This window comes from Dongshaea marina (genome assembly GCF_003072645.1).
Lineage (GTDB): Bacteria > Pseudomonadota > Gammaproteobacteria > Enterobacterales > Aeromonadaceae > Dongshaea > Dongshaea marina.
In genome coordinates this window covers 507,573-520,994 of sequence record NZ_CP028897.1, presented here as the reverse complement: position 1 = coordinate 520,994, position 13,422 = coordinate 507,573, and the positions used below count along the sequence as shown (strand labels likewise).

The following is a 13,422-nucleotide window of genomic DNA, read 5'->3' as shown; positions in this document are numbered from 1 at the left end:
GCAAAAAAGCGGGTACCGTTGCGGGTATCAAAATCAGGATACCCGCATTATGCCGTTAACCGATATCAAGATCCGTAACACCAAACCTTCAACTAAACCGCTCAAGCTTACCGATGGCGGAGGCCTTTATCTGGAGATCCGTCCCAGTGGCGCTAAGCTATGGCGCTATCGCTACCGGATCGCAGGCAAGGAGAACCTGTTTGCCATCGGCAAATACAGCCAGGCCGTCTCTGGTGAAACAGAAGATGAAGCGATGCTGCGCAGACACTCCGGACTTTTTACCTTGGCAGAAGCTCGTCAGGAGCGCGAGCGCTGTCGGGGACTGGTCAAGCAGGGAACGCACCCATCACATGATCGCCAGGCACAACAAGCAGCGGTAACAGCAGATAACGCTAATACCTTGGAGGCAGTGGCTAAAGAGTGGATTGAGCAGAAACAGGCGAACTGGTCCCCCTACTACCTGCGCCAGGTTGAAAACTTTATGGGAGCTGATGTATTCCCCCAGATCGGCTCCCTGCCGATTCGCTCGGTTAACTCAGCTCATCTGCTGCAGATCCTAAAACAGGTCGAGTCCCGGGGAGCAGAAACAGTGGCGATGCTGCTCCGGCAGTGGTGCAGCGCCATCTTTCGCTATGCCGTAGCAACCCTGAGAGCAGACTCTGATCCGGCAGCAGCCCTGAAAGGCGCAATCCATCGCCCCAAGGTACAGCATAAGAAACCATTAGACCGTGAGCAGATTATCCAGTTTATAGAGGCTCTAGAGAGCTATGGCGGCTATCGCATCACAGTGATCGCCCTGCGCCTGTTGCTACTCACCTTTGTTCGCACCGTAGAGCTACGAGCCGCCCGCTGGGATGAATTTGAGCTGGACAGTGCCCAGTGGAAGATCCCGGCAGAGCGGATGAAGATGCGGGAGGTGCATATCGTCCCCCTCTCCACCCAGGCGGTTGAACTGCTCAGGGAGCTACATACCCTGACTGGCGGCCAGCGCTGGCTCTTCCCCAACAACCGCCGCCCCAGTGATTGTATGACCAACACCACCCTGAACCGGGCTCTGGAGCGGATGGGGTTCAATGGTAAGGGCAGCATCGGTTTTTCTGCCCATGGCTTCCGGGCCACCGCCTCAACCATTCTCAACGAGGCTGGTTACCGTCCCGATGTGATTGAGCGCCAGCTGGCCCACAAGGAGCGCAACCGGGTGCGCGCCAGCTATAATCAGGCGGAATACCTGCAGGAACGCCAGGCTATGATGCAACAGTGGGCGGATATGCTGGATAATTTGATGATTTAATAGCTGTGTCAGTCATCTATTTCCATGAGTGCAGATCATCCTCTTTCCCTCTACTTTTTGATTTTTGGGCAATCAATGTTCAAATAACTATCCAGCACAGGGACCAATTGCTCACCAAAAAATTGATAACTAGTTGTTTTATATGGAGTTTTAGTTGAGCCCTTATAAAAATATTATAAATATTTGAATAGCCTCCTTGTTTTTCCCAAGCCACAAAATTAATATGTTCAACTTTATAAGTGAATACTATAGTCATCATAGGTTGCTAATGCTCGAAGAACTAAAACTTAAAGAGAAAAACTCTCATTTCCATTTATATATACAAAATCATCTAAAAATTGGTCAAAATTCTAATCATGAGCTCCATTTAAAATACCTATCCAAATTTGAACGCTGGAAAATCCACTTTAACTATAGTCATGGTGAATTAGACACCCAGAGAAAGTTAAACATTGACAAAATAAATTACATTTTCAATGTTAATATCAATGCACACGATGATATTTTTAAATTCATCTATGCTATAGATTGCTTCTATTTATGCTTATTGACTCTTTGCGCTGCAAAAAAAATAGATATAAAATACACTGAAAATAGATATAAAGAATACCTATCAACTGCATTTTTTAAAGAAAAAAATATCTGTAATTATTACATCCCATCAAATACATTCTTGGGAATTGATGATCTATATTTATGTGACAATATAATTTCACTAGCTGAACAAATAAAATGTGTCAATTTAGATTGCAATAATATAGATTTAATTCGTGAGGTTTTTCATGAGATCTACCCTAGAGAGGTAAGGCATAGCTTAGGAGAATTTTACACTCCAGATTGGATGGCTCAACACATAACAAACTCAAATTCGATTTCACACCAATCAGGGTTGATATTAGACCCTACGTGTGGAAGTGGAACATTTCTTATTACTGCTTTAAGAAAGCTGAACTGTGAAGATGCAACAAAAAAAAATATAAGAAAGATTCTTGGGTTTGACTTAAACCCGACTTCAGCTTTTGCTGCAAAAACCAACTTAATACTAAACAGTAAGACAGTTCAAATACTAGATGAAGCACTTCCAATATTTAGTGCAAACATACTTGACTTAGATATTGAAAACTCTACATTCTTAACGTATGAAGATGCATTAAATAGAATAACTGAAATATGCAATAATAAAAACAGTGCATATTCCACAGAAGATATTACTGAATTGGAATACATATCATCAATAATGCCAAGTCTTTCTAAAGAAAGAGCTCAAGTTGCTATTGGGAATCCACCATGGGTAAATTGGGAATACCTTCCGTCGGAGTATAAAGAAAAATACAAGTCAACATGGCAGGAATATGGCCTTTTCGACTATAAAGGTCTAAACTCCATCTTCATCAAGGAAGACATATCCAGCTTAATCACATATGCTACAATAGACCACTACTTAGCAAAAGGAGGTAAAATATCATTTGTTGTTAAGGAATCTTTATTTAAATCAATAAAACAAGCTGCTGGATTTAGAAAGTTTCACATAAGAAAATCCAATGAGAGTTTCAGAATAGAAGAATTAGAAGATTTGACTTCATTCAATCCATTCAATGGAGTATCAAATAACACTGTTATATTTCATGCTATCAAAGGAATGAAAACAGAATACCCTATCGATTATAAGATATGGAAATTGCAACCTAAGTCGAAAATACAAGATACTGATGATTTAAAAAGAACCTTAGAAAAGGTTAAACTAACAATAAAATTTGCAATCCCATCCAACCCAGAGGATAACACTTCTGGATGGGCATCTGTTGATGAAAGCATATATTTAAACATGGATAAGCTGACAGGAACATCAGCATATAAGGCTAGAACGGGTGTTTTTACTGGTGGTGCAAATGGTATTTATTGGCTTAACATACTAGAAAAACCATCACCTAAATCATCAACAGTTGAAAATATAACTGAAAAAGCAAGAATCAAATTTAAAAAATTAAAATCAGAAATTGAGGATGACTCACTATATCCATATGCTTCAGGTAGTGACATTAAGATGTGGTCGCACACATACAAAAAATATATTGTATGTCCTCATACAGTAACAACGAAAATGCAGCCACTTCCTATACAGTATCTGAAGGAAAACCTTCCTCTAACTGCCACTTACTTTAGTAAGTTTAAAGAAGAGCTAAAGGCAAGAAAAGGATTCACTAGCTTTGATAAAAAAATCCACGAAGAACATTACTATACTCTACAAAGAATTGGTGATTATACTTTTTCAAAGTATAAAGTCGCTTGGAAATATATATCCTCAGAATTTACCTGTGCTGTAATACAAGATGCCGAAGACGAGTTCTTAGGAAGAAAAAATATCATTCCCAATGAAAAAATAATATACATTGGATTGGATGATAAAGAAGAAGCCTTCTTCCTATGCGGACTTCTAAGCTCAACATATTTCAGAGAGCTAATAAACAGTTTTAAGGTAAGCACCCAAATAGCACCAAGTACAATCACTAATCTAAACTTACCTAAATTTGATAGCACAAATGAAAACCATAAGATAATAAGTTCATTATGCGAAAGAGGACACCAAGATTTAGAAAATATCGAAAGATATATTTCAGATATTGATACCTATGTTATCCCCGCCATACATCAAGGTTCATTATCATCAGTTAAATAATAAGATAAAGATGGCCCCTCGGTAAAGCCAAGGGGGAATAACCCAACCATTCAAATTTTTATCATAAATAATGAAGTTTGGAAAACCACCTATCTATAGGAAGCCCAGCAGTATTTTACGTGCTAACGTAGAATCAAAAAAATAGAGTTGCCTTTCCAGCCTCCACAGCACACCAAGATGAGTTAGCTTCTGAATGAGTAACATTTTCAATGTTTGGCGAGCAATACTTATGGTACATCATATTCATTTCATCATCATCATAAAAAGAGGTATCAAATGCTATGGCTTTTATATTAACAAACCCTATTTGATGAAGTTTTAATCCGGCCTTATAAAGTGTTTTCATCTGTATGAAGCAATCAAAAACACCCAGCATCTTATCAATTGTATCTTTTTTGTTTTCACAAAAACCAACCCCATCTACAATACCCCACAACTCTTTTGAAGATGAAAGATTATTATTTAGAGCATCCATATCAGACTTAACAAGAATGGTCTCATCGCTTTTATTTACCCCATACTGACCAGGATCTGAGGTATGAATCAATGACTGAACAAAAATATGATTTTTCCGCTCAGGAGAACGCACAATAAGATCAAAGCTCCATGTTTTATTTTTTATCTTTTTTGATAGCTCAAAGTTTTCACGACTCACATTTGGGTCTCTAAATCCAATAGGCTTAGCATGCCTTTCCTCTGGTACCATTTCCAACCCAAGCTTATGTATCAGCTCAGCAAGAGCATGTTCCGCACCATGCCCCCTTCGCTTAGCTTCAGCTTGTTGAACTTCTTTAGTTAAGATCAGATTATCAACCAAAACCTCAAGCTCATCCATATCTATCTTCTTGATAGCTCTGAGGATTTTATATAACCCTTGATCAACAAGGTAGTTAGATATTAACCGAGAGCTAACCCTAGATAATTCAACATCCTCGCTAGAAAGTGTATTTTTAAAAAACTTAAGAGTTTTCTTATTCAGATCGTAAATACTATAACCTAAAATGTTATTCTTATCTTTTTTATTAAATCTCGTTTTAGAGTAAGCATAACTTAATTCAAGATACATCCTCTTATCAGAAACACCTATTAGTGTTCTAAGCATATCAATAGCATCTGGATTATCTAAGATGAGCTCTCTTATATATTCACAAAACCCTCTAGAGTCATCTGGGGTCTGATGAGCTACTTTTGATAAAAGTTCTAAATTTATAGATTTATCTACTTCGCCAGCAATTGGTATCTCCCCTGATCTGCCACATGGAACCAATATTCACTCTGAACGGAATCTGTTAGTTTCAAAATAAATCCTTTACATTTATATTTAGTGCATTTGCTATTTTGTAAATATTTAAAAGAGATAAATTTTTTTCGCCTCGCTCAACCATACCTATGTACGTTCGATGAACACCAGCTAGAGCCGCAAGCTCCTCCTGTGACAAGCCTGCTGCTTTTCTCTTTTTCCTAACACTACAACCAAAGGTTATGAGCAAATCATTTTTTTTCATGCCTCTATGAGACTCTTATGCTACTTATAAGTCTACATACAATAGATAGCATCAGTGGTGACTATTGATCAGACTGAGGGGGAGTACTAGGCAATGCATAGCTTAATTTTCAACCAGGACAAGTGCTCTACAAAAAGAATAGGACTTAAGTTCAGACGCTGATTTTGATGATGTAGGTTATGAAAAGTACTGTATAGAATTACACTAAACTACTTGGGACGATAGCTCCCTATTTGTCTTCAGAACTTGTTACCACAGAGTGAAATCGATGCAAGAAAACGCAACAAAACCCTGGGAAAACCAAAATTGTGACTCAGTCCTATCTCACTTCACACTCTATAGTGTCTCTATGGCTGCAGCATTGTGGTGTGGAATTCCACCAAAAGAGGTGGATCTATATATTAATGAGTCTGAAGATCTAGGTAATGCGACCTATAAACACCCATTAGTTCCATGCCTTGAGCCCAAGTGCCGTGCAATTCACCAAGCTATTGCAGCTGGAGATCTACCCTGCGGAAGGGAGCATGGAGGAATGGCTTCTCCAGGAGAGCACGTTAATCCCTATCGTCGCCATGTAAAACGCTCTGATTTGAAAGATTGGATTGCCCAGGTGTTTCCATCGGATAAGCCCGCTTTTCTATTTGATGAGGTAGAGCGCAGCCTTCATCCTGCGGTCACACTTGAAGCCTATCAAACCTTACAAACAGAACTGAAGAGTGCTAATGAGCGTCTGAAGAAAGCTGAGAGGGAATACAGGAAATTACGTGATGAAAAGAATGATATTCAAAAGCAGCTGGATCAGCGACTAACCTTACCAAGTAATGATGCTCCAAATAAATATGACCACATTTTGATTGGTGCAATGCTTAAGCTAATGCTTGAGCACTCAAACCGAGGCAGGAACTGCTCCGAGTTTGCCAGTCAAAGTGCAATCACAACAGAGATTGTGGATCGCTTTGGCGGTGTCCACGGCCTAAGTGAGCGAACCATCAATCAAAAATTTGCTGATGCCAACAGAACTCTGACAGAGGCCAAAAAAGCAGAGTAACTCAACCAGAACCATTGCAATTGCAAGATCAAAAATTGCAGCTGTAATGCCATCTCACCGTTGACACCCCACAATTCGAGCCATGTCCAGCACCGCCTCAGGAGGCACGAACATGGCTAATTCCGTACTAAGACTTCCTACTGTTATCGACCGCACAGGTCTGTCACGCAGCACCATCTACTCCCGGATTGCAAAGGGCATTTTTCCAACACCAATCGCGCTGGGAGGCAGAGCCGTGGGCTGGATTGAGTCAGAGATCGACAACTGGCTTGAGCAGCAAATCGAAGCCCCTGGAAACAATTAATCGCCCCTATCCTACCGAAGATACCGAGCAACCTGCAACACAGGTGCCACAACCTGATCAGATGCTGATGTTGGATACGCTTGGTGCTCTGTTTAAGCCTACGAATATCATTGAGCTTAGAGCTCTGCACAGAGGCAAAAAGCAGACCAGCGCCGGTTACTTTGATAGTGAACACCAAGAGGCCTTGGTAAAAGAAGCGGCGCGCCTCAACCAGCAGGGGGCTGCGGTTTATATCAACCTGAACCCGCTTAATCCGCAGCTGCTGGGGCGTTACTGCAACCGGGTGGAAAATTACGCCTCGGCAACTGCAACTGATGCCGATGTGGTTCAGCGCCGATGGCTAATGCTGGACTTTGACCCGAACCGTCCTAAAAATATCAGCGCAACAGATACTCAGTTACAGGCAGCAATAACTCAGGCAAGGGCCTGTTACAGCTTTCTCAGAGCAGAGGGATGGCCAAATCCGGTAACCGCAGAGTCCGGTAACGGTTACCACCTGCTGTATCCTCTGGATTTACCCAACACTCCAGAAGTGCGAGATCTGGTAAAGGGAGCCCTAGCTGCGCTCGCCGGTCAATTTGATACCCCGGAAGTTACCCTGGATCAGTCGGTGTTTAACGCCGGAAGGATCACCAAACTCTATGGAACGGTCGCCAATAAGGGAGATCACACTCTATTGACCCCCTGGCGCTTATCCCGGCTCACCTCTACCCCGGAGCGTAGCCAGGTTGTTAGCGCTAAGCAGCTTCAGGCACTGCAACCAGAGCAAGCACAGCCACCTGCCCATTATTTGCGGCAAATAAACTCATTCGATCTCAATGACTTTCTGTCCCGGCTCAATATACCCTACCAGCAAGATCTGCATCAGAGACGCGAACGCTACAAACTGGAGCATTGCCCCTTTAATCCGGAGCATGGTGAGGGGGAGGCCGCCATTTTTCGGGATCAGCAGGGTAAGCTGGGATTTAAATGCATGCACAACTCCTGTGCCGATAAGGGCTGGCAGGAGCTGCGTGAACTTGTTGATGGCAAGACCCCGATCCCCACAGTGGCGCTCGCTGAAGATTGGCCGCTCCCCGGAGTCATCAAAGCTGAGCTTTATCCGGTTCCTGAATTTGATCCTGAGGCCCTGCTACCGGAACCATTTCGCGAGTGGGTGATCGATGAAGCTGATCGGATGCCCTGTCCTCCGGGTTTTATTGCGGCAGCTGTGCTGGTCTCTTTAGGCTCCGTCATTGGTGCCAGATGTGGAATCAAACCCAAGACCAATGATGACTGGCTAGTGATCCCTAACTTATGGGGAGGAATTGTCGGACAGCCGTCTGCCAAAAAGTCTCCGGCTATCGGGGCTGCACTCACCCCCCTGAATCATTTGATAGCCCGGGCAAAAAAGCAGCACGAAGCTGAGCAGATGGCCTTTGAGGATGAGCTGCTGGTTTTTGAAGCCAGAGAGAGTGCTCTTGAGCAGAGAATAAAACAGGAGGCTAAAAAAGATAAAAGTAACAAACTCGATAAGCTGGTGGCTGAACCACAGAGCCACCGAAGGCAAGCGCCACCGCAACCTGCACCTCGCCGCTTCAAGTCAAACGATACCACAATAGAAAAACTAGGGGAGCTGCTCCAGGATAATTCTGCAGGCCTGCTTATCATGCGTGATGAACTGGTTGGCCTGATGACCTCATGGGATAGAGAGGGACGAGAAGGGGATCGAGCCTTCTATCTGGAGGCCTGGAACGGTAATGCTAGCTTTGACACCGACCGGATTGGTCGAGGCTCGGTAAATATTCCCAATTTATGTGTCTCGGTTTTTGGCGGAACTCAACCAGATAAACTGCTGGGATATCTGGAGCAAGCTGTTCATTCAAAAGCGAATGATGGAATGCTGCAACGCTTTCAGTTCCTGGTCTATCCGGATCCCTGCCAGTGGGAGTGGCGGGACCGTTCTCCCAACCGGCAAGCTTATAATTCTGTTGTCAGAATTTTTGAGCTATTGGCTGATAGTGATCCTTGCCTGCTGGGAGCCCATCCTGCTGGTGAGAGCTCTAAGTTCCCTTATCTGAGATTTACCCCTGAAGCGCAAGCCATCTTCATTGACTGGTCCGCAGAGCTCCACCAAGAGCGGCTAGCCAATGAGGAGCAACCAATTATCGCCCAGCACCAGGCCAAATATGACAAGCTATTCCCTGCCATCGCCCTTATTCTCCAACTTGCCGAAAATGCCGCTACAGGCAAGACCCAACAAGTCACCCAAAAGAACGCACTTCGCGCCGCAGCCTGGTGTGAATATCTAGAAGCCCATGCCCGGCGCTGCTATGGCCTGCTTATCGACAGTGGACTGCGAGCAGCCCAGGAGCTGGCTAACAAAATCCAGCAACACAAACTACAAAATCAATTCACCGCCAGGGATATCCGGCGCAAGCAGTGGAAGAGCCTCAAACATAAAGAGCAGATTCAGTCTGCACTGGAGTGGCTGGTGGATGAAGGCTGGCTCAGAGAAAAAAGATCCGGCGGCTCCGGCCCGGGGACAGGGCGCGCTACCATTCGCTATTCAATCAACCCCCGAATCTTAACGAAAGATCGGGAGAAAAATAATGACTGACTGGTTACTACGAGCCCGAAAAGAATTATCAAAAAATGCTCCACCAGCAACTGACAATAGTGACGAAAGAGCTCTAACGTCAGTAATGGCAGTAGGGCAATCTGATAAATCCCCCGAAATAGAGCCTTCTAAGGCGTTGTTTCCTAAATCGATGGAACCTTTTGGTTTGAGCAAGATCTGATCTCCCATCGTCATGATGGGAAGCTTCAAATGGGTAAATCCAACGGCAAAATCAAGAACTGGTCTCAATACAATAAAGCATTGGTAAAGCGTGGCTCGATCACCTTCTGGTTGGATGAGAATGCAGTCAAAAACTGGCATTGTCAGGAGCACCATGGCGACAGAGGAAGAGGCTTCACGTTCAGTGATACCGCTATCGAAACCGCGTTGATGCTCAAAGGAGTATTCAGCCTTCCACTGAGGGGGTTGCAAGGATTCCTTGATTCGGTCTTTCAGCTCATGAATGTTCCTCTTAAGTCACCGACTTATAGCTGTATCAGCAAACGAGCGAAGACCGTTGAGATAAAATATCGCCGCCCCAGCCGAGGCCCTGTTGCTCACGTGGTCGTTGATGGGACAGGGCTCAAAATCCACGGTGAGGGAGAGTGGAAAATGCGCAAGCACGGAAAAGAAAAGCGCCGAGTTTGGCGCAAGCTCCACCTGGCTGTTGATGCTCAAACTCATGAAATCATAGCAGCCGAGGTCAGCCTTGATAGTGTTGGAGATAACGAGGTGTTGCCGACCTTATTAAACCCACTACGACGCAAGATACAGCAAGTCTCAGCAGATGGTGCATACGATACAGAGGCTTGCTATGCACTGTTACAGAGAAAGGGTTGTAAACCAACGATTCCTCCCCGCAGTAATGCAGCTTACTGGAAAGGAGATCATCCCAGAAATGAAGCTGTCGAAGCGCTTAAAAATGGGCAGCTTTCACAATGGAAGCATGACAACGACTACCATCAGCGCTCGTTAGCAGAAACAGCAATGTCTCGCTACAAACAGCTCAATTCTCCACAGCTGAGCTTACGTTGTTATAACGGTCAGGTTGGGGAAGCCTTGGCCGGAGTTAAAGCTTTAAACAAAGTGATCGGGCTTGGTATGCCTGTCAGGCAGCAAGCTGCCTGAATGGGTACAAGTCAATTATCAGACTCGGATTTAGGAAACAACGCCGCCTTCTAATGGCTCTTCTGTCAGTGAATATCCTGCCGATGAAAAATACTCTATTTTTGAGGATGATCGCCGCTGCTGCACTGATTGCTCAAATCTGACGCCGCGAGGGCTATGTATAGCATCCCAGAAAGGTGATCTATCCTCTGGTCGAAACTACTACCCCAGACACAACATCCGGATGCGCTGCAAAGCTTATCTGCCAGGTTCGAATGATCATGACCAACGCACTAGCGCTGAACGATGGCCAACTCTGCATAACTGAGGTAAAAACATGACTAAACCAAAAACCAACTCTACAGAACCACAGGGATATGATCATAAAGCACCGGAAAATTCCGGCTATGAAGTGGTTCGGTTCAATGCCGTCAAGCATGGCATCCTCTCCAAACAGACCGTGTTACCCCATGAAGATCAGGAGGAGTTTACAGATTTACTGACCGCCCTGATCGAAGAACATCAGCCATCAGGGCCAACCGAGCAACACCTTGTCGAAGAGCTTGCCGGAATAATGTGGCGCAAATGCCGAGTTCTGCAAGCTGAAAAAGCCAGCCTGAATAAGGGGCTTAGGCATGCAACATCCGGGTATGAATCTGATGGTGTAATAGCTCGCTCCATCCCTTTAGCCCTGGGGCTCAGAGGCGAAAGCCATGACTTGAAAAACCTGCTTGCCATGTCCGACAACGAAGTTGCTGAATTTATACAAGAGATTACCTGCCACCAGAAAGCAAGCCAAAAAGCTCTCGAAATACTGTCAGAAAATAACGGTGAAGCTTATCAAAAAGCCATAAGAGAGCTGCAGCCTGAGACGTGCGAGTGGTGGACTGAGTACGAAGAAGAAGAGCTCTACTCATCTACCAGCCAGGGACTGAGTATGTTCCTGGAACGAGAGGCTATCCCCTATTATCAGTCATCCTATAAAAATGCTCAGCATCATAGCGCCATAAAAGCCCAGGCAGTCGGCGAAGGAATACCACTAAATGGGCTCCAAACATTAAGCCGGTATGAAACACACCTAGATCGCAAGTTTGAGAGAACGCTTGGGATGTTGGTTAAGCTAAAACAGCTTGGATGATAAACATATAGCCAAGGATGGCTATAAAATCTGTTTCGCAAAAAGGTCTCATCAAAAATTTATCCCCAGCATAAATTAGGGCAAAATAGCTCGTCCAGATACAACGCTCTGACCAAGTAGCCAAGAAAAAAGCGGGGACATTTGCGGGTATCAAACAGTAAGATTCAATTAAACGCCCAATAAAAACAAAGGATTAGCTTTAGCATGCTACTGATGATCGATAACTACGACTCCTTTACCTATAACCTGGTGCACTACTTCAAAGAGCTCGGGCAATCGATCGAGGTACGGCGTAATGATGAGTTAACCCTGGAGGATGTCTCTCGTCTCAACCCCCGGGGCCTGGTGATCTCCCCCGGCCCTTGCACTCCGGATGAAGCAGGGATTTCACTTGAGCTCATTCAGGCCTTTAAGCACCAGCTACCGATCCTCGGGGTCTGTCTGGGGCATCAGGCGATCGCCCAGGTATTTGGGGCATCGGTGATCCGGGCTTCTGAGGTGATGCATGGAAAGACCAGTCGAATTCAACATAGTGACCGGGGAGTCTTTGAGGGACTGAATAACCCACTCACGGTCACCCGCTACCACTCACTGCTGGTCGACCCGGACAGCCTGCCCCCGAGCTTGAGATAACGGCCTGGCACCAGGTCGACGATGCCTCTCCCTATGAGATCATGGGGCTGCGTCATCGCGAGCTACCGATTGAGGGGGTTCAGTTCCATCCCGAGAGCATTCTCACCGAGCAGGGACACCAGCTGCTGGAGAACTTTACCCGCCAGCTGTGAGCCCCGGGGTCAATCTACCCCACCTTGAATTGATGGGGAGCGCTGTCAGCATAGAGAAGACTGAAATGAGTTTATCCGGCGCTATGACTCTGTACGGAGTCTCGCTGCACCAGAGTCCCGCAGATATTGATAAGCTCAGCCTCGTGAGGCTTGCCGATGATCTTCAGGACAGCCTTGTGGATCATCTCCTTCAATGGAATGCTGACCGTGGTCAGGCTCGGGGTAAAAAAGCCACCTATCTCGCTATTATCAAATCCAGCAATCGAGATCTCTTGCGGCAGATTAAAACCTAACTCAGAAAAAGCCTTCATCGCCCCCAGCGCCATATCATCATTACCGGCGACAACCGCAGAAAAATCCACGCCTCTTTGAACCAACTCTTTTGCAGCCCGGTATCCGGTCTCCAGGGTCCAGTTACCCGACACTACTCTTTGGGAAGCAAACTCCAGATCATGTTTACTTAATGCATCTTGATACGCTGCAAAACGCTGTTGATCGGTCAACGAGCCCGTAGCCCCCCGGATAAAAGCGATATCCCTATGCCCCTGTTCCAGGATATGCTCCATCATTAAATAGGCGCTTTGGTAGTGGTTGGTTACGATTGACTGGTCCGGGTGAGAGACTAAGTCGCGATTGAGCACGATAATCGGCGTGCTGGTCGAATCAATAATCTCTGTTAATTCCTGCTCGCTCAGGTAGTGAGGATAGACAATGATCCCGGCACACTTCATATCCAGCAGAAAGTTGATCGCATTCTTTTCATCCTCAGCACAACGTTTGCCATCAACCATAACCAACTGATGACCCGATTGCTCACTAAATAAGGCGGCATGATACACCAGAGACGAAAAGTAGGGACCATTAAATAAAGAGTTGGTAATAACAAAACCCACAAAATTAGTTTTCTTGGTCGCGAATTGTTGCGCCAATAAGTTAGGCCTATACCCTGTCTCCTCAATGGCTTGAAA

At 45.0% G+C, this 13,422-nt stretch carries 11 protein-coding genes and 1 pseudogene; 9 read left to right on the top strand and 3 right to left on the bottom strand.

The genetic code is table 11. The features are described 5' to 3' along the window. Positions 1-49: 49 nt before the first annotated feature. The gene (locus tag DB847_RS02655; RefSeq protein ID WP_108649323.1) at positions 50-1,291 is read left to right on the top strand and encodes a tyrosine-type recombinase/integrase; all 1,242 of its coding nucleotides are present in this window, start codon (positions 50-52) and stop codon (positions 1,289-1,291) included. Positions 1,292-1,559: 268 nt separating this feature from the next. After that, the gene (locus tag DB847_RS02650) at positions 1,560-3,968 is read left to right on the top strand and encodes an N-6 DNA methylase (RefSeq protein WP_159084347.1); all 2,409 of its coding nucleotides are present in this window, start codon (positions 1,560-1,562) and stop codon (positions 3,966-3,968) included. Positions 3,969-4,101: 133 nt separating this feature from the next. Here the strand turns inward: DB847_RS02650 and DB847_RS02645 are convergent, their stop codons facing one another. Together DB847_RS02645 and DB847_RS02640 are read right to left on the bottom strand one after the other, a co-directional pair. After that, positions 4,102-5,235, bottom strand: a complete 1,134-nt coding sequence (locus DB847_RS02645) for a hypothetical protein (protein WP_159084346.1) — start codon at positions 5,233-5,235, stop codon at positions 4,102-4,104. A gap of 28 nt (positions 5,236-5,263) precedes the next feature. Continuing rightward, positions 5,264-5,473 carry a helix-turn-helix domain-containing protein gene (locus DB847_RS02640; protein ID WP_108649320.1) on the bottom strand — a complete coding sequence of 70 codons (210 nt, stop codon included), beginning with the start codon at positions 5,471-5,473 and terminating at the stop codon, positions 5,264-5,266. Between the two features lie 349 nt (positions 5,474-5,822). Between DB847_RS02640 and DB847_RS02635 the strand changes: the two genes are divergently transcribed. The 7 genes and pseudogenes from DB847_RS02635 to DB847_RS02605 all read left to right on the top strand — a co-directional run bounded on the left by DB847_RS02635 (position 5,823) and on the right by DB847_RS02605 (position 12,454). Then, complete coding sequence (locus tag DB847_RS02635) at positions 5,823-6,521, top strand: spore germination protein GerPC (protein WP_234418496.1); 699 nt, start codon at positions 5,823-5,825, stop codon at positions 6,519-6,521. Positions 6,522-6,633: 112 nt separating this feature from the next. Then, entirely contained in the window at positions 6,634-6,825 is a 192-nt protein-coding gene (locus DB847_RS02630) for a helix-turn-helix transcriptional regulator (RefSeq protein WP_108649318.1), read from the top strand. A gap of 43 nt (positions 6,826-6,868) precedes the next feature. After that, positions 6,869-9,424, top strand: a complete 2,556-nt coding sequence (locus DB847_RS02625; RefSeq protein ID WP_159084344.1) for a YfjI family protein — start codon at positions 6,869-6,871, stop codon at positions 9,422-9,424. Further along, on the top strand, positions 9,417-9,605 hold the full coding sequence (locus DB847_RS02620; protein ID WP_108649316.1) for a hypothetical protein: 189 nt from the start codon (positions 9,417-9,419) through the stop codon (positions 9,603-9,605). The genes DB847_RS02625 and DB847_RS02620 overlap by 8 nt, the downstream gene beginning before the upstream one ends. Before the next feature lie 29 nt (positions 9,606-9,634). Continuing rightward, positions 9,635-10,552 carry an IS5 family transposase gene (locus DB847_RS02615; protein ID WP_108648954.1) on the top strand — a complete coding sequence of 306 codons (918 nt, stop codon included), beginning with the start codon at positions 9,635-9,637 and terminating at the stop codon, positions 10,550-10,552. Between the two features lie 316 nt (positions 10,553-10,868). Next, a complete protein-coding gene (locus DB847_RS02610; protein WP_108649315.1) occupies positions 10,869-11,669 on the top strand; it encodes a hypothetical protein in 801 nt (266 codons plus the stop codon). Positions 11,670-11,873: 204 nt separating this feature from the next. Then, positions 11,874-12,454 (top strand): annotated as a pseudogene (locus DB847_RS02605) (anthranilate synthase component II). A 71-nt stretch (positions 12,455-12,525) separates the two neighbouring features. On the opposite strand, the gene DB847_RS02600 reads toward DB847_RS02605, so the two are convergent. Next, a complete protein-coding gene (locus DB847_RS02600) occupies positions 12,526-13,383 on the bottom strand; it encodes a substrate-binding domain-containing protein (protein ID WP_234418495.1) in 858 nt (285 codons plus the stop codon). Positions 13,384-13,422 lie beyond the last annotated feature (39 nt).

What these genes read in the sequence shown, in the direction of transcription:
- DB847_RS02655 (WP_108649323.1), top strand. Translation starts at nt 50, where the DNA reads ATGCCGTTAACCGATATCAAGATCCGTAACACCAAACCTTCAACTAAA.
- DB847_RS02650 (WP_159084347.1), top strand. Translation starts at nt 1,560, where the DNA reads ATGCTCGAAGAACTAAAACTTAAAGAGAAAAACTCTCATTTCCATTTA.
- DB847_RS02640 (WP_108649320.1), bottom strand. Translation starts at nt 5,473, where the DNA reads ATGAAAAAAAATGATTTGCTCATAACCTTTGGTTGTAGTGTTAGGAAA.
- DB847_RS02635 (WP_234418496.1), top strand. Translation starts at nt 5,823, where the DNA reads ATGGCTGCAGCATTGTGGTGTGGAATTCCACCAAAAGAGGTGGATCTA.
- DB847_RS02630 (WP_108649318.1), top strand. Translation starts at nt 6,634, where the DNA reads ATGGCTAATTCCGTACTAAGACTTCCTACTGTTATCGACCGCACAGGT.
- DB847_RS02620 (WP_108649316.1), top strand. Translation starts at nt 9,417, where the DNA reads ATGACTGACTGGTTACTACGAGCCCGAAAAGAATTATCAAAAAATGCT.
- DB847_RS02615 (WP_108648954.1), top strand. Translation starts at nt 9,635, where the DNA reads ATGGGTAAATCCAACGGCAAAATCAAGAACTGGTCTCAATACAATAAA.
- DB847_RS02610 (WP_108649315.1), top strand. Translation starts at nt 10,869, where the DNA reads ATGACTAAACCAAAAACCAACTCTACAGAACCACAGGGATATGATCAT.